This window comes from Streptosporangium sp. NPDC001559 (assembly GCF_042893955.1).
Lineage (GTDB): Bacteria > Actinomycetota > Actinomycetes > Streptosporangiales > Streptosporangiaceae > Streptosporangium.
Map to the genome: position 1 here is coordinate 13,410 of NZ_JBIAVG010000026.1, position 15,554 is coordinate 28,963.

A 15,554-nucleotide genomic window follows, 5' to 3' on the forward strand; every position below is an offset into this window, starting at 1 on the left:
GCCTCAGATGGGGGAGCCGTCGTCCTCGTCGCCCTCCCCCGGCCCCGGCCTGCCGCCACCGCTCTCCGAAGGGGACGGCGAAGGGGTCGGCTGCCCCGGCTCGGTCGTCGCGGGAACCGGCGGCGGGGTCGGCACGAACGTCGTCTGCGGGCGCGGCCTCGGCGGCGGCGCCCCCTCCTCCTGCCTGCGCAGCAACACCAGCAGCATCGCGGCCAGCAGCACCAGCAGCACGGCGAGCGTGGCCGAGGCGAAGAGCACGGAACGACGCGTCTCGACGGGCGGCGGCGCTCCGACCGGCGGCGCGGGCAGCGCGGGCGAGCGGTCGCTCACCCAGTGCGGCGCGAAGTCGGGACCGTGCCGCTCGCCGATCAGTGTGCCGCGCACCAGCACCGGTTCGAGGAAACGCTCCGCCCCCGCCCTTCCCGGTTCGTACGGCGTCGCCACCCACGGCGCGTCCCCGCCGTCCATCGCCAGAACCTGGGGCATCGTGTCCGCGACCGCCGTACGGCCGCGGGCCGCCCTGACCATCCAGCCCCGCATCCCCGAACGGCTCGTCGCCGCCTCGCGGATGCCGGTGACGAAGCGGTCGCGGGCCGCGGGGTCGTGCGCGGCGCCCCTGGTGAGCACCGCGACCGAGACCTGCCTGCCGTCGGAGCCCTGCCCGAGATAGACCAGCCCGGCGGGACCGACTCCCAGTCGTGCCCGCAGCACGAAGGGCCCCAGGTGGGGCGGGTCACCGTGCTGAAGCGGACTGGCCACGCCTGCCATGAAAGCACACGGCGCGGACGTCTCCCCGTCCACACGGGCACCGCGTTGTGGGTAGGAACAGGAAATGGGCACCCGACCAGCCGTGCGACCCGGCACTTCATTTGGTGGAATGTCAACATGACCGTCGCGGAAGAACTGCCGAGCGAGACCGACGCCGGACTGCTGCGCGAGGCCCTGGCCGAGGTCCGGCGGGTCATCGTGGGCCAGGAGCACATGGTCGAACGCCTGCTCGTCGCCCTGCTCGCCCGTGGCCACTGCCTGCTGGAGGGCGTCCCCGGGGTGGCCAAGACGCTGGCGGCCTCGACGCTGGCCACGGTGGTCGGCGGTGACTTCGCCCGCATCCAGTTCACCCCCGACCTGGTGCCCAGCGACATCGTGGGGACCCGGGTCTACCACCCCTCCCGCGAGGAGTTCGACGTCGAACTCGGGCCCGTCTTCGTCAACTTCCTGCTGGCCGACGAGATCAACCGCGCCCCGGCCAAGGTGCAGTCGGCGCTGCTCGAGGTCATGGCCGAGCGCCAGGTGACGCTCGCGGGACGCACCCACCGGCTGCCGAGGCCGTTCATCGTGCTGGCCACCCAGAACCCGATCGAGTCCGAGGGCGTCTACCCGCTGCCGGAGGTCCAGCGCGACCGCTTCCTGTTCAGGATCCGGGTCGCCCACCCCAGCGCCCACGAGGAGCTGGAGATCCTGCACCGGATGAGCGTGACCCCGCCGGAGCCGAGGACCGTGCTCGACCCGGCGCGGCTGATCGCGCTGCAAGCCGCCGCGGAGCAGGTATCGGTGCACCACCTGGTCGCCGACTACGTGGTCCGGCTGGTGATGGCCACCCGCTCCCCCGCCGAGTACGGCCTGGCGGAGCTGGCCGACGACATCGAGATCGGGGTCAGCCCCCGTGCCACCCTCGGCCTGGTCGCCGCAGGCCGTGGCCTGGCCCTGCTGCGGGGCCGCGACTACCTGCTGCCCGACGACGTCCGCGACGTGGCCGCCGACGTGATGTCCCACCGCCTGATGCTCACCTTCGACGCCCTGGCCGACGGAGTGAACCCGGAGGACGTGGTCGGGCGGGTGCTGGCGGCCGTGCCCCCGCCCCTGGTCGTGTGGAACCAGGACTCACGGTGACGGGCGTCACCGGCGCCTCGGAACGGGCGCTGCGGCGGCTCGAACTGACCATCGTCAGACGCCTGGACGGCCTGCTGCACGGCTCCTACCAGGGGCTGCTGCCCGGACCCGGCGGCGAGTTCGGCGACAGCAGGGTCTACGTCCCCGGTGAGGACGACATCCGCAGGATGGACTGGGCGGTGACCGCCCGCACGACCGTCCCGCACGTGCGCGACCTGATCGCCGACCGGGAACTGGAGACCTGGGCGCTGGCCGACCTGTCGCCCAGCATGGACTTCGGCACGGACACGATGGAGAAGAGGGACCTGGTGGTCGCCGCGGTCGGCGCGATCGGCTTCCTGACGAGCCGGATCGGCAACAGGTTCGGCGCCTACGTCCTGCACGACGAGTACGTCCACCGGATGCCCGCCAGAGGCGGCAGGCCCGCCCTGTACGGCCTGCTGAACTCCCTGGCCCAGGCGCCCAGGGGCCGTCCCGTCGCGGACGCCCCCGATCTGGCCGAGGCGATCGAGGTGCTGGCCTCGGCGCGGCGGCGGCGCGGCCTGCGGGTGGTGGTCTCCGACTTCCTCGACGCCGCCCCGGTCCTCGATCCCGGCGCCGAGCCGCCCTGGGAACGGCCGATCCGCCGGCTGGCCGCCCGGCACCAGGTGCTGGCCGTCGAGGTGATCGACCCGCGTGAACTCGAACTGCCGCCGGTCGGCCTGGTCACCCTGACCGATCCGGAGTCGGGCCGTGCCCGCAGGATCCGCCTGACCGGCAGGGTCCGCGCGGCCTACGCGCGGGCAGCCGCCGCCCAGCGGGAGGCCACCGCGGTGGCGCTGCGGCGCTGCGGGGTCGCGCACCTGGTGCTGCGCACCGACCGCGACTGGGTGGCGGACATCGCCCGCTTCGTCCTGCGGCAGCGGCGCACGGCCCACCTGGCGCACCGGTCCATCGTCCCCGGAGCGGCCCGATGACCTTCCTCTCACCGGCGTGGCTGTGGCTGTTCGCGCTGCTCGCGCTGCTCGTCGCGGGCTACGTGGTCGCCCAGTTCGCCCGGCGGCGCTACGCGGTGCGCTTCACCAACCTGCCGCTGCTGACGCTGGTCGCCCCCTCCGGACCCGACTGGCGCAGGCACCTGGCTCCGCTGCTGTTCCTGCTGATGATGGGCCTGCTGGTCGTCGGCGCCGCCCGGCCCGCGGACTCCGTACGGGTTCCGCGCGACCGCGCGACGATCATCATCGCGATGGACGTCTCGCTGTCGATGGAGGCCGCCGACGTCCCGCCGAGCAGGCTGAGCGCCGCCAAGGAGGCGGCCCAGCGGTTCGTCAGAGACCTGCCCGAGCGCTTCAACGTCGGCGTCGTCGCCTTCGCCCGTTCGGCCTCGGTCGTGGTCTCCCCCACCACCGACCACCAGGCCGTCGTCACCTCCATCGGCAACCTGACCACCAGGGCCGGCACCGCCATCGGCGAGGCGGTCTTCAGCTCGATCGACTCCCTGCGCTCCTTCGACCAGCAGGCCGTCACCGACCCGCCGCCCGCGGCGATCGTGCTGCTGTCCGACGGCGACAACACCTCGGGCCGCTCGGTCGGCGACGCCATCGACGCCGCGATGAACGCGCGCGTACCGGTCTCGACCATCGCCTACGGCACCCAGGAGGGCACCGTCTCGATCGACGGCCGCGACGTGAACGTTCCGGTCAACAAGACCACCCTGCAGTCCCTGTCCGAGGGCACCTCGGGGCGGCCCTACGAGGCGGAGTCGGGCAGTCAGCTGCGGGAGGTGTACGAGCAGATCGGCACCTCGCTGGGCTACCGTACGGTCAACCAGGAGATCAGCCAGTGGTTCGTGGTCGCGGCGATCGTGACCGGGCTGCTGGTGGCCGTGACGGCGGGGCTGCTGGGATCACGGCTGCCCTGACCGGGTCCCCACCGTTGGTAACGTTCTACGACGTGGCCCACTACTTCGAGGAGCGTCCCCAGACCGCCAGCCGCCCGGGCTCGGTCACGCTCGTGCTCCCCGACCTGCACCTGAGACTTGAGACCGACAGCGGGGTCTTCTCCCCCGAGCGGGTCGACCAGGGGACCCGCATCCTGCTGGAGAGCGTGCCCGCCCCGCCTTCGACGGGCGACCTGCTCGACCTGGGCTGCGGTTACGGGCCGATCGCGCTGACGATGGCCTCACGCGCGCCTGAGGCGACCGTGTGGGCCGTGGACGTCAACCGCAGGTCGGTCGAGCTGTGCGCGAGGAACGCCCGGACCGCCGCCCTTGACAAAGTAAGGTCGGTGCACGTCGACGAGGTGCCTCCCGAGGTTCGCTTCTCCGCCATCTGGTCCAACCCGGCGATCCGCATCGGCAAGACCGCGTTGCACGAGATGCTGGCCCGCTGGCTGTCCCGGCTGACCCCGGACGGCCAGGCCCATCTGGTCGTCCAGAAGCACCTGGGCTCCGACTCCCTGCAGCGCTGGCTGAACGAGCAGGGCTGGCCCGCCGAGCGCGCCGTCTCCCGGTCCTCCTACCGGATCCTCCGGGTCGGCGCCCGCCCCGCGGACCAGGAGCGGTGAGCGGGCCGATGGGCGAGACGAAGAACGACAACGGACGAGGAACGGTGAACGACCGATGACCGCCAACCCGCGCAGGCAGCTGCGGCCGACCGACGTCAAGCGGCTCAACCGCACCTGGCGCAGGAACACCGGGGGACGCCTGGCCCTGATCGTCGAGTCGGTGACCGGCCCGTTCAACATCGGCTCCATCTTCCGTACGGCCGCCGCGTTCGGCGTGGACCGGATCTGGCTGGCGGGCAACGCCACTCCCCCGACCAACCCGAAGGCGCAGAAGACCGCCCTCGGCACCGACCGCCTGGTCGCCTGGGAGGAGCCGGTCCCCTCGGCGGAGGCGGTTCGGGCGGCCAGGTCCGAGGGGTTCACGGTGGTCGCGATCGAGCTGACCGGCGACGCCGTACCGCTGCACGAGGCCAGGCTGGACGGTGACGTGTGCCTGGTGGTCGGCGGGGAGGACCACGGCTGCTCCCCCGCGCTGCTTGAGGCCGCCGACGCCGTCTGCTACATCCCGCAGGTCGGCCGGGTCGGCTCGCTCAACGTGGCGGTCGCGACCGCCATCGCGGTCGCCGAGGCGCGCCGCAGGGAGTGGGCCGGCCTCCCGGCGGGGGGCGGGGTGACCGGCGGGGAGTGAGCGGCCCGCCGAGGGCGGGTGGTTCCCCAACGTTCAGCTTCCGGCGATGACGGGCCGTGCCCCTAACGGGCATACTCCTGCACGTGCAGCCCCGTTACGCCTTCCTCGACCATCCCGGCCCGCTCGCCTTCGCCCACCGGGGCGGGGCGGCCGAGGGCCGGGAGAACACCCACGCCGCGTTCGCCCGCGCCGTCGAGCTCGGTTACACCTATCTGGAGACCGACGCGCACGCCACCTCGGACGGGGTGCTGCTGGCCTTCCACGACCACACCCTGGACCGGGTGACCGACCGGCGGGGCCGTATCGCCGAGTTGCCGTACCGGCTGGTGCGTCAGGCGCGGATCGACGGCGTCGACGAGATCCCGCTCATGGACGACCTGCTGGGCTACTGGCCGCAGGCGCGCTTCAACATCGACGTCAAGGAGTCCTCGGCCATCGCCCCGCTGGCCGAGGCGATCCGGCGGACGGGCGCCTACGACAGGGTCTGCCTGACGTCCTTCTCCGACGAGCGGCTCGCCCGCGCCCGCGCGGCCGTCGGCAGGCCGGTCTGCTCCTCCCTCGGCCCGCGCGGGGTCGCGGCCCTGCGCGCCGCGGCCGCCACGTCGGGCTACGGCCGCCTGCTGGCCCGGCTGGCCCGCGCGGGCGTACCCTGCGCGCAGGTCCCGCTGGGCTTTCGCGGGCTGCGCGTCACCACGCCCGCCCTGGTGCGCACCGCGCACGCCCTCGGCATGCAGATCCACGTGTGGACCGTCAACGACCCCCGGGAGATGGAGCGCCTGCTCGACCTGGGGGTTGACGGTGTGATGACCGACAACATCTCCGGCCTGCGCGAGGTGCTCCAGGCCCGAGGGCAGTGGCACCCCGGTGCCGCCGCCGCCTGACCATCCCCTCCCTCCGTGAGCGCACGACCCCCCGTCCCCCCGTGAGCAAAGGACGCCCATGACCGCAGGACAGGCCGTCGAGGAATCCCCCCTCGCCCGCCGCAGGCAGCAGCGCGGCTGGTACTTCTACGACTGGGCGAACTCCGCCTTCAACTCCACCGTGCTGACCGTCTTCCTCGGCCCCTATCTGACGACGATCGCCGAGAACGCCGCCGGGGGCAGGCCGTACGTGCCGGTGCTCTGGTTCGACGTACGGCCGAGCGCCTACTACTCCTTCGTGGTCGGGGCGGCGGCCGTCCTGCAGATCATCCTGATGCCCGTGGCCGGGGCCCTGGCCGACCACACCGGGCGCAAGAAGGAGCTCATGGGGTTGTTCGCCTACATCGGCGCCGGGGCCACGGTCGGCATGTGGTTCGTCTCCGACGGGAGATACCTGCTGGGCGGGGTGCTGTTCATCGTGGCCAGCCTGGGGTTCTCGACGGCGTTCGTCGTCTACAACTCGTTCCTGCCGGAGATCTCGACGGCCGACGAGCGCGACCGGGTCTCGGCGCGCGGCTGGGGCTTCGGCTACCTCGGCGGCGGCCTGCTGCTGGCCCTCAACCTGGCGCTCTTCCTGGGGCACGAGACCCTCGGCGTCTCCGAGACCGACGCCGTGCGCATCTGCCTGGCCTCGGCGGGCCTGTGGTGGGCGGGGTTCACGATCATCCCGATGCTGAGGCTGCGCAACCCGGGCTCGGCGGCCGGGGCGCACGGCACGGTCGTCGCGGGCAGCTTCAGGCAGCTGGGCCGTACGCTCGCGGAGCTGCGCAGGTATCCGCTGACGCTGGCCTTCCTGGTGGCCTACCTGATCTACAACGACGGCGTGCAGACCGTCATCTCCTTCTCGGCCACCTACGCCGACAAGGAGCTTGGGCTGAGCCAGACCTCACGGATCGCGGCGATCCTGATGGTGCAGTTCGTGGCCTTCGGCGGCGCCCTGCTGCTGGGCAGGCTGGCCTCCTCCTACGGGGCCAAGCGGGTCGTGATGAGCGCGCTGGTCGCCTGGATGGCCGTGGTCGGCGTGGCCTACTTCCTGCCGAGGGGCTCGGCGCTGCCGTTCTTCGCGCTGGCCTTCGCGATCGCGATCGTGATGGGCGGCACCCAGGCGCTGTCGCGTTCGTTGTTCTCCCATGTGATCCCGGCGGGCAAGGAGGCCGAGTACTACAGCCTCTACGAGATCAGCGACAAGGGTTCGACGTTTCTCGGTTCCTTCGCGCTGGGCGTCGCCCTGCAGCTGACCGACAGCTACCGGCTCGGCGTGCTGTCGTTGCTGGTGTTCTTCCTGGTCGGCCTGGTGGCGCTGGGAGCGATCAACCTGCCGAAGGCGATCAGGGCCGCGGGCAACAGGGTTCCCAAGCGCATCTGAGCGGCCCGAGAACGGCTCTCGCCGCAGACCGGGTCAAGAAGGCGCGATTGGATCACCCCGGGTGTGGGAATCCACACACGGTATCAAGCGTTGTACGCCGTGGGAGACGAACCCCTCACGACGGGGCCCTCAGGAGGCATTGAGACATGGGCGAGCGTGCGCTACGCGGTACCCGACTCGGGGCGACCAGCTACGAGAACGACCGCAACACCGATCTGGCCCCGCGCCAGGAGGTGTCCTACACCTGCCCGAAGGGCCATCGATTCGACGTTCCCCTCGCCGCCGAGGCAGAGATCCCGGCGACCTGGGAGTGCCGGATGTGCGGTGCGACGGCGCTACGGGTGGACGGCGAACTGCCGGAGACCAAGAAGGTAAAGCCACCGCGGACCCACTGGGACATGCTACTTGAGCGCCGCACCATCGAGGATCTGGAGGAGGTCCTCAACGAGCGCCTGGCGATCCTGCGCGCCCAGCGCCGCAAGAGCGCCTGACCCGGCCCGCGCCCTTCGCGTCCCCCCGGTTCCTCGGTCGAGGAGCCGGGGGTCGGCGTCTTCGCCCTTTTTTCTCACCTTCTCGTCTCACCTTCCGGCCCTTGCGCCCCGTGCTCGGCACCCCCTGCCTGCGCCGATACTGAAAACGTGCTGAGCAGTCAACGCCTGCGGGTGCTCCTTGAGGTCTTCAGGACGGGAAGCATAGCCGGGGCGGCGCGTGTCCTGCGGCTCTCGCCGTCCGCCGTGTCCCATCAGCTGTCGAAGCTGGAGGAGGAGGCGGGTGTCGGCCTGGTCGAGCGGGGCGCGCAGAGCCTGCGGCTGACCGGGGCGGGGCGGCGGCTGGCGACCAGGGCCCAGGAGGTCCTGGACATCATCGAGGCGGCCGAGAAGGACCTGCTGGCCCAGGCCAGGGCCGACGCGGGCCAGCTGCGGATCGGGTTCTTCGCCTCCGCCGGATACCGGCTGCTGCCGCTGGCGCTGTCGACCTTCACCGCCCGTCATCCCGCCGTCGAGCTGGACCTGGTGCTCGGCCAGCCGCACGAGCTGTTGCCCGACCTGGAGCGCGGCGCCCTGGACGTGCTGGTGGTCTTCGAGCACGCCCTCGACCCGTGGAAGGCCCCGGAGGGGGTCGAGGTCACCCACCTGTTCGACGAGCCGCAGCTGCTCGTCGTACCGCTCGGCCATCCGGCGGGCCAGCGTCCGCGGGTACGGCTGGCCGACCTGGCCGAGGAGCCGTGGATCACCACCTACGGCACCGACACCCCGGTCTCGGTCCTTGAGCGGGCCAGTGCCCTTGAGGGGTTCAACCCGACGATCCGCTGCCGCAGCGACCATTACGAGGTGACGCTGGGACTGGTCAGGGCCGGGCTGGGGGTCGCCCTGGTGCCCAGTCTCGGCGCGCAGGGCGCCTCGGGCATCCAGGTGTGCCGCCTGGACGGCCCGAGGCTCTACCGCAGGATCGGGGCGGCGGTCCGGCCGACGAACCCCAACCCGGCGCTGCGGTCGTTCATCGACTATCTGCGCGACGCCTCGGCCCAGATCCGCAACGCCCTGCGCTGAGCGCGGCTCAGGCTCCCGCGAAGACGCCGGGGACCCGGCCCCGCCAGGGCAGGGCCTCCTCCAGGTGGGAGGCCAGCCGCAGCAGCAGGTCCTCACGGCCGTACGGCGCGACCAGCTGCACACCGATCGGCAGCCCGTCCCGGCTCCAGCCGAGCGGCAGGCTGACGGCCGGCAGCCCGGCGATGTTGAACACCACCGTGAAGGGGCCGTACTCGAAGAGGCTCTCGTGCCAGCTGGTCATGGTGTGGCCCGGGTCGTCGTAGCGCAGGGTGCCGTGCGGCGCGGGCAGCTGTCCCAGGGTGGGAGTGATGAGGATGTCGTGCCCGGTGAAGAAGGCGCCGACGGAGCGGCTGATCCGGTTCTGCGCGGCGAAGGCGCCCATCAGGTCGAGGGCGCCGAGGTCTCCGGCGACGTCGAGCGCGTGCCTGGTGACCGCCTCGAACCGTTCGGGGTCCGGGGGCGTCCCGGGGGTCGTCCCCGGGGCGGCGGCTGAGGCGACGCAGGCGATGGCGACCGGAACGACGCCGCCGATCACGAGGTCCCAGTCGACCTCGGGGCTCGCCTCGGTGACGAGGTGGCCCATCCCCTCCAGGGTCCTGCCGGTCGCGACCGCCGCGGCGGCCACCTCGGGGTCGACCGCGGCGCCCGACCAGGCCGTGGTGGTGACGGCGATCCGCAGCCTGCCGGGGTCGGCGCCGATCTCCTCGGTGTAGCGCCTGGCCGGGGGCGGCGCGGTGTACTTGTCGCCGGCGGCCGGGCCGTGGACGGCGTCGAGCAGGGTGGCGGCGTCCCTGACGGTGCGGGCCAGCCCGAAGTCGCAGGACATCCCGAACGTCACCTCGGCGGCGTCGGGGCCGCTGGAGACGCGGCCCCGGCTGGGCTTGAGCCCGACCAGACCGCAGCAGGAGGCGGGGACACGGATGGAGCCCGCGCCGTCGGTGCCGTGCGCGAGGGGCACGGCACCCGCGGCGACCAGGGCGGCGGCGCCTCCGCTCGATCCGCCGACGCCGCGTTCCAGGTCCCAGGGGTTGCGGGTCGGCCCGTGCCTGAGCGACTCGGTGGAGAAGCTGACCACCATCTCCGGCACGGTGGTCAGGCCCAGGGTGACCAGGCCCGCGGCCCGCAGCCGGGTCATCAGCTCGCTGTCGTGGCCGGGGACCGTCTCCAGGCCCCTGCTGCCCAGGAAGGACGGCACGCCTCGCGCCATCGGCCCGCTGTCCTTGATCAGGAAGGGTACGCCCGCGAGCGGCCCGTCCGCCGCGTGGTCGAGCGCCGGGGAGAACGGCGGCAGGGCCAGGGCGTTGAGTTCGGCGTCGGCCGCCTCCAGCGCCCTTCTGGCGGCCTGTTCGACCTCGGCCGCCGTCACCTCGCCCGCCGCGATCAGGTCCCGCAGCCCGACGGCGTCGTGACGTGCGTACTCGTGGAGCTCCACTGGCGTTCCTCCCGTCGGCGGGCCCGTGTCATGTCGTCCCGCTCCTGCCTTCGAACAGTGTTAGCGCGTTCCAGCGATGGATTTCCACTGTTTCTTAGGCTTTTCTGGCGAAGACTGACAAATAGCCGGGGTCCCCTGCCCGTACGGCGGGCGGCCGGGGGCGCCACCCGCCGTACGGGACCTCAGGAGTCCTGTCCGGTGAACCCGGCCAGGGCTCCGACGCGCAGGCCCGCCTCGCGGACGCGCCGGACCAGGGCGTGCTCGCTCCCGGCGGGGCCGTTGGCCAGCACGGCGTAGCCGATCCTGCCGCCGGGGCCGATCATCACCCCGACGTCGGTCCGCACCCCGGTGTCGGTTCCGGTCTTGTTGGCCACCCACACCATCCCCCGGGGAGGCGCCTGGGGAACCTCACGGTCCTCGGCCTCGTGCGGCAGCAGGGCCGGGACCAGGCTCCGGTCGCCGTTGTGCGCCATCCAGCGCAGCATGAGCCGGGTCCACTCCGTGCGCCCGTCGAGCCCGGCCGCGAACGCGGCCAGCTCACCCGCCGTGCCGACGGCGAAGGTGGGCGGGTGCGAGGGCAGCCGGGGCTCACGGATGCGGTCGAGGACACGGGTCCGGACGAAGCCCAGTTCGGCGGCGCCGCGCGCCACCTCCTCCAGGCCGACCCGGCGCAGCAGCGCGTTGGTCGCGGTGTTGTCGCTCACCGAGGCCACGAGCACGGCCAGGTCGGCGACCGTCCAGGAGGGGGCCGACAGCAGGCCGAGGAGCCCCGAGCCGCCGCAGCGGTCCTCCTGACGCAGGTCCACCGGTTCTGCGGGGTCGAGCTCCCCCGAGACGATCCGCCGGGCGGTCACGGCCAGCAGCAGCAGTTTGCCCGCGCTGGCGAGGACCATCTCGGTGTCCTCCCGGAGGGCGAGCAGCCCGGGCACCGAGACCGCGAGGGTGCCCGGTCCCTCCTGCTCCACCGTCCCCGCGCTCATGCGGCCAGCACCCTTCCCGGCCTGGCGCCGGTCTCGGCGCCGTCGCGGACCACGGTCCGCCCGGCGACGACCACCCGGTGAACCCCGGCCGGCGGCAGGAGCGGGTCGGTGAAGGTCGCGTGGTCGGCGATCGTGGCGGGGTCGAAGACGACCAGGTCGGCGTGGGCGCCGTCGGCGATCACACCGCGACCTCGCAGGCCGAACCTGGCCGCGGCCATGCCGGTCATCTTGTGCACGGCCGTCTCCAGGCTGAGCAGCCCCAGGTCCCTGGCGTAGTGGCCGAGCACCCGGGGGAAGGTCCCGGCCCAGCGGGGGTGGGGACGTCCGCCCGGCTTGGGCACGCCGTCGGAGCCGATCATCGAGTACGGCGCCGCGAGCACCCGCCGTACGTCCTCCTCGACCATGGAGTGGCTGATGATCGTGACCTCGCCCTGCTCGGCGACGAGCAGGGCGGCGGCCACGTCGAGGGGGTCCTGGCCGCGGGTGACGGCCAGCTCGGCGATCGTGAGCCCCTCCGTTTCGGAGTGGCGCGGCGCACAGGCGATCGAGATGCGATCCCAACCTCCGTTGCCGACGGTGTTCTCCCAGCCGGGGACACCTTCGGCGATGGCAAGGCGCATCAGGTCGCGCTGGCCGGGGTCGGCCAGGCGTGCCGTCAGCGCGGAGATCCCGCCCTCGGAAGCCCATGGCGGAAGCATCGCGCCCAGCGCCGTACTTCCCGCAGTATAGGGATAGACGTCACATGTCACATCCATCCCGTCTGCACGAAGAGTGGAGATTCTGGGGAGAGTGCGCTCCGTACGGCCCCATGCGTACTTTCCCGCCGTCTTGTGGTGGGAGACGTGCAGCGGGGCGCCGCTCCTGGCGGCGATCTCGACGGCCTCCTCGAGCGCCTCCTCCACCCGGGACATCTCGTCGCGCAGATGGGTGACGTACGGCTTGCCGTGCCGGGCCGCGACGGCCGCGAGCGCGACGACCTCGTCCGTGCCCGCGTAGGTGCCGGGGGTGTAGATCAGCCCGGTGGAGAGCCCGGCCGCCCCGGCGGTCAGCGCCCGGTCGAGCAGCAGGCACATGGCCTCGAGCTCCTCGGGGGTCGCCGCCCGGTCGACGGGGCCCATCACCCCGCTGCGCAACGTGCCGTGCCCGACCAGGGAGGCCAGGTGGTTGGCCCTCGGCACGGCGGCGTGCGCGGCGCCGAACTCCGCGAACCCCTCGTACATGCCGACGTCGCCGCCGAAGTAGACCCGGTTCTCCGCGCCCATGGCGGCCAGCCGTCCCGGCAGCGCGGGGAACAGGCTCGAACCGCAGTTGCCGGAGATCTCGGTGGTCACGCCCTGCAGCACCGAGGCCATGACCATCTCGCGGCCGAGTTCGCCGTCGATCAGGGTGACGCCGTCGGAGTGGGTGTGCACGTCGATGAAGCCGGGGGCGACGGCCAGGCCGGTCACGTCGGCGACCTCGTCGGCGGTGGCCGGGGCGCCCGGGGGAAGCAGGGTGAGGCGTCCGCCGGCGACGCCGACGTCGGCCGGGCGCGCGGCGTCCGGGGAGTTCGTCCCGTCGATCACGAGGCCGCCGCGCAGCAGCAGGTCGAAGTGGTTCACAACACCTGCCCGAGGAAGGCGCGGAAGCGGTCGTTGGCCGGGTTGGCGAGCACCTGCCGGGGGTCGCCCTGCTCGACGATGACGCCGCCGTCGATGAAGACCAGGTTGTCGCCGACCTCGCGGGCGAAGCCCATCTCGTGGGTCACCACCATCATCGTCATGCCGCTGGCCGCCAGGTCCCGCATGACCGCCAGGACCTCCTGGACCAGTTCGGGGTCCAGGGCGCTCGTCGGCTCGTCGAAGAGCATGAGCTTGGGGTCCATGGCCAGGCTGCGGGCGATCGCCACGCGCTGCTGCTGGCCGCCGGACAGCTGGGCGGGGTAGTGCGTGGCCCGCTCGGCGAGGCCGACCCGCTCGAGCAACTCCATCGCCCGTCTTCTGGCGGCCTGCCTGGGGACGCCCTTGACGACGACCGGGCCCTCCATGACGTTCTCCAGCGCCGTGCGGTGCGGGAACAGGTGGAAGCGCTGGAAGACCATGCCGATGTCCTGCCGCTGGGCGCACAGCTGGGCGGGACGCAGGTGGTGCAGGCGTTCGTTCTGCTCGGTGTAGCCGATCAGGTCGCCGTCGACCCAGATGCGGCCCGAGTCGATGGTCTCCAGGCGGTTGACGCAGCGCAGCAGCGTGGACTTGCCCGAGCCGGAGGGGCCGACGACGCAGACCACGCCGCCGACGGGCACGTCGAGGCTGATGCCCTTGAGCACCTCGACGGGGCCGAAGCACTTGCGCACCGAACGGATCCGCACCATGGGCCGCGTGGACGCGTTCTCGGTGACTGCCGCGGCCATCACACACTCCCCTTGCCGAAGGGCCGCAGGTTGCGGCGGACCCTGGTCCGCAGCGCGTGGTGGCCGCGCTCGAACCGCTTCTCGATGAAGTGCTGGCCGATGCTCGCGATGGTGGTGAGCACGATGTACCAGATGGAGGCCACGATGAGCATCGCGATGACCTCGAAGTTGCCCAGATAGATGCGCTGGGAGACGGTCAGCAGCTCGGCTCCGGCGATGACCGAGACCATCGAGGTGGTCTTGAGCATCGAGATGAACTGGTTGCCGGTCGGCGGGATGATCACGCGCATCGCCTGGGGGAGCACGACCCGGCGCAGCACCTGCCGGTGCGACATGCCGAGCGCCTCGGCGGCCTCGCGCTGTCCCGGATCGACCGAGCGGATGCCCGCCCTGACGATCTCGGCCATGTAGGCGCCCTCGTTGATGGCCAGGCCGAGCAGCGCCGCGGTGAAGGGCGTGATCAGCTCGTTGGCCTGCCACTCGATCAGCTTGGGGCCGTCGAAGGGCACGCCGATGCCGAAGGAGGGGAAGACCAGCCCGATGTTGAACCAGAAGATCAGCTGGACCAGCAGCGGGGTGCCGCGGAAGAACCAGGTGTACAGCCCGGAGGCGGCCCGCAGGACGGGGCTGCCGGACAGCTGCATCACGGCGGCGAGGATGCCCAGCGCCAGGCCGATCACCATGGACAGCACGGTGAGCTGGATGGTGACCCACAGACCGCCGAGGATCCTGCCGTCGGTCAGGTACTCGACGATGACGTCCCAGTGCAGGTTCTCGTTGACGATGATCGTGTAGAGCAGCCAGACCATGGCGAAGACGGCGACCACCGCCGCGATCCACCTGCCGGGCCTGGGCGGGCGGATCGCGTCGATGGGCAGGTGCGGTTCGGGCGCCGTCCGCGCGCCGGTGGCCACCTCGGGGGCGCCTGTCACTTCCACGGCTTGGTGTTGACCATCGTCTCGGACACGGCGTTGGAGGTCACGCCGTACCTTTCGAGGACCTCCTTGTAGCCGCCGTCGGCCAGCAGCTCCTGCATGGCCTTGGCGACGGCGTCGCGCAGGCCCGCGTTGTTGCGGTCGATCGCGATGCCCCAGGGGCCGGCGTCGTACTGCTCGGGCAGCACGTCGTACTTGCCGGTCTCCTTGGCGTACATGGCGGCGACGGGCGAGTCGACGATGGTGGCGACCGCGCGGCCCGAGTCGATGCTCAGCAGGCCGGTCGGCGCGTCCTCGCTCTGCATGATCTGCATCTTCTTGGCGCACTTGTCGTTCTGCCGCTGCCCGATCGCGAGGTTCGAGCTGCCCTTGGCGAGCACGACGACGCGGCCGCACAGGTCCTCGAGGTTCTTGACGCCCTCGGGGTTGCCCTTCTTGACCATGACGGCCCCGCCCGCGTTGAAGTAGTCGACGAAGTCGACGGCCGCGCGGCGCTCCTCGGTGTCGCTCATGGAGGACATGACGATGTCCCAGCGCTTGGCCTGCAGGCCGGGGATCAGGCCGTCGAAGGCGGCGTTGGTCACCTTGACCTTCAGGTCCAGCTTGGCGGCGATCGCGGCGGCGAGGTCGGGGTCGACGCCGATGAGCTCCTGGGTGCCCTCCTTGTACATCTCCATCGGGGGGTAGCCCTCCGAGGTCGCCATGCGCAGCTCACCGGTCTTGCGCACGGCCTCGGGCACCAGGTCCTTGGCGGTCTTGCCCGCCGCGGTGGCCGCGCCCGTGTTCGCGTCCGTCTCCGACGCCGAGCGCCCGCAACCGCCCGCGAGCGCCGTGACGATCAGGGCGGCAGCAATGACGGAATAAGTCCTTTTTGTCATTTAAGCTCCTGTTTTGCGAATAGTTGAGCTTATGCTGCCGAC

The 15,554-nt window shown here is 71.9% G+C and carries 16 protein-coding genes; 9 read left to right on the forward strand and 7 right to left on the reverse strand.

Annotated features, from left to right (window positions below; all coding sequences use genetic code 11):
• Positions 1-3 precede the first annotated feature (3 nt).
• A complete protein-coding gene (locus tag ACFYY8_RS38860; RefSeq protein WP_390050008.1) occupies positions 4-768 on the reverse strand; it encodes a hypothetical protein in 765 nt (254 codons plus the stop codon).
• 117 nt (positions 769-885) lie between these two features.
• On the opposite strand from ACFYY8_RS38860, the gene ACFYY8_RS38865 reads away from it, so the two are divergent.
• From ACFYY8_RS38865 to ACFYY8_RS38905, 9 genes are all read left to right on the forward strand, one after another.
• Positions 886-1,890 carry a MoxR family ATPase gene (locus ACFYY8_RS38865; protein WP_352013280.1) on the forward strand — a complete coding sequence of 335 codons (1,005 nt, stop codon included), beginning with the start codon at positions 886-888 and terminating at the stop codon, positions 1,888-1,890.
• The gene (locus ACFYY8_RS38870) at positions 1,887-2,846 is read left to right on the forward strand and encodes a DUF58 domain-containing protein (protein ID WP_390050010.1); all 960 of its coding nucleotides are present in this window, start codon (positions 1,887-1,889) and stop codon (positions 2,844-2,846) included. The genes ACFYY8_RS38865 and ACFYY8_RS38870 overlap by 4 nt, the downstream gene beginning before the upstream one ends.
• Complete coding sequence (locus ACFYY8_RS38875; protein WP_390050012.1) at positions 2,843-3,790, forward strand: VWA domain-containing protein; 948 nt, start codon at positions 2,843-2,845, stop codon at positions 3,788-3,790. The genes ACFYY8_RS38870 and ACFYY8_RS38875 overlap by 4 nt, the downstream gene beginning before the upstream one ends.
• A 32-nt stretch (positions 3,791-3,822) precedes the next feature.
• Positions 3,823-4,434 carry a class I SAM-dependent methyltransferase gene (locus ACFYY8_RS38880; RefSeq protein WP_390050014.1) on the forward strand — a complete coding sequence of 204 codons (612 nt, stop codon included), beginning with the start codon at positions 3,823-3,825 and terminating at the stop codon, positions 4,432-4,434.
• A gap of 55 nt (positions 4,435-4,489) precedes the next feature.
• Positions 4,490-5,062 (forward strand): TrmH family RNA methyltransferase, encoded by a 573-nt coding sequence (locus tag ACFYY8_RS38885; RefSeq protein WP_390050015.1) that lies wholly within the window; start codon positions 4,490-4,492, stop codon positions 5,060-5,062.
• 83 nt (positions 5,063-5,145) lie between these two features.
• Complete coding sequence (locus ACFYY8_RS38890; protein ID WP_390050017.1) at positions 5,146-5,943, forward strand: glycerophosphodiester phosphodiesterase; 798 nt, start codon at positions 5,146-5,148, stop codon at positions 5,941-5,943.
• A gap of 58 nt (positions 5,944-6,001) precedes the next feature.
• Positions 6,002-7,348, forward strand: a complete 1,347-nt coding sequence (locus ACFYY8_RS38895) for an MFS transporter (RefSeq protein WP_390050019.1) — start codon at positions 6,002-6,004, stop codon at positions 7,346-7,348.
• Between the two features lie 146 nt (positions 7,349-7,494).
• Entirely contained in the window at positions 7,495-7,839 is a 345-nt protein-coding gene (locus ACFYY8_RS38900; RefSeq protein ID WP_352013273.1) for an RNA polymerase-binding protein RbpA, read from the forward strand.
• 147 nt (positions 7,840-7,986) lie between these two features.
• Positions 7,987-8,898 (forward strand): LysR family transcriptional regulator, encoded by a 912-nt coding sequence (locus tag ACFYY8_RS38905; RefSeq protein WP_386196302.1) that lies wholly within the window; start codon positions 7,987-7,989, stop codon positions 8,896-8,898.
• 7 nt (positions 8,899-8,905) lie between these two features.
• Here the strand turns inward: ACFYY8_RS38905 and ACFYY8_RS38910 are convergent, their stop codons facing one another.
• From ACFYY8_RS38910 to ACFYY8_RS38935, 6 genes are all read right to left on the reverse strand, one after another.
• A complete protein-coding gene (locus ACFYY8_RS38910; protein ID WP_390050021.1) occupies positions 8,906-10,330 on the reverse strand; it encodes an amidase in 1,425 nt (474 codons plus the stop codon).
• A gap of 182 nt (positions 10,331-10,512) precedes the next feature.
• Positions 10,513-11,310: a serine hydrolase gene (locus tag ACFYY8_RS38915; RefSeq protein ID WP_390050023.1), complete on the reverse strand. Its 798-nt coding sequence runs from the start codon at positions 11,308-11,310 to the stop codon at positions 10,513-10,515.
• Positions 11,307-12,911: an amidohydrolase family protein gene (locus ACFYY8_RS38920; protein WP_390050024.1), complete on the reverse strand. Its 1,605-nt coding sequence runs from the start codon at positions 12,909-12,911 to the stop codon at positions 11,307-11,309. The genes ACFYY8_RS38915 and ACFYY8_RS38920 overlap by 4 nt, the downstream gene beginning before the upstream one ends.
• Entirely contained in the window at positions 12,908-13,699 is a 792-nt protein-coding gene (locus ACFYY8_RS38925; RefSeq protein WP_390050026.1) for an amino acid ABC transporter ATP-binding protein, read from the reverse strand. Before ACFYY8_RS38925 ends, ACFYY8_RS38920 begins: the two co-directional genes overlap by 4 nt.
• The gene (locus tag ACFYY8_RS38930) at positions 13,699-14,637 is read right to left on the reverse strand and encodes an amino acid ABC transporter permease (protein WP_390050028.1); all 939 of its coding nucleotides are present in this window, start codon (positions 14,635-14,637) and stop codon (positions 13,699-13,701) included. Before ACFYY8_RS38930 ends, ACFYY8_RS38925 begins: the two co-directional genes overlap by 1 nt.
• Positions 14,628-15,512: an ABC transporter substrate-binding protein gene (locus ACFYY8_RS38935; protein ID WP_390050029.1), complete on the reverse strand. Its 885-nt coding sequence runs from the start codon at positions 15,510-15,512 to the stop codon at positions 14,628-14,630. Before ACFYY8_RS38935 ends, ACFYY8_RS38930 begins: the two co-directional genes overlap by 10 nt.
• Positions 15,513-15,554 lie beyond the last annotated feature (42 nt).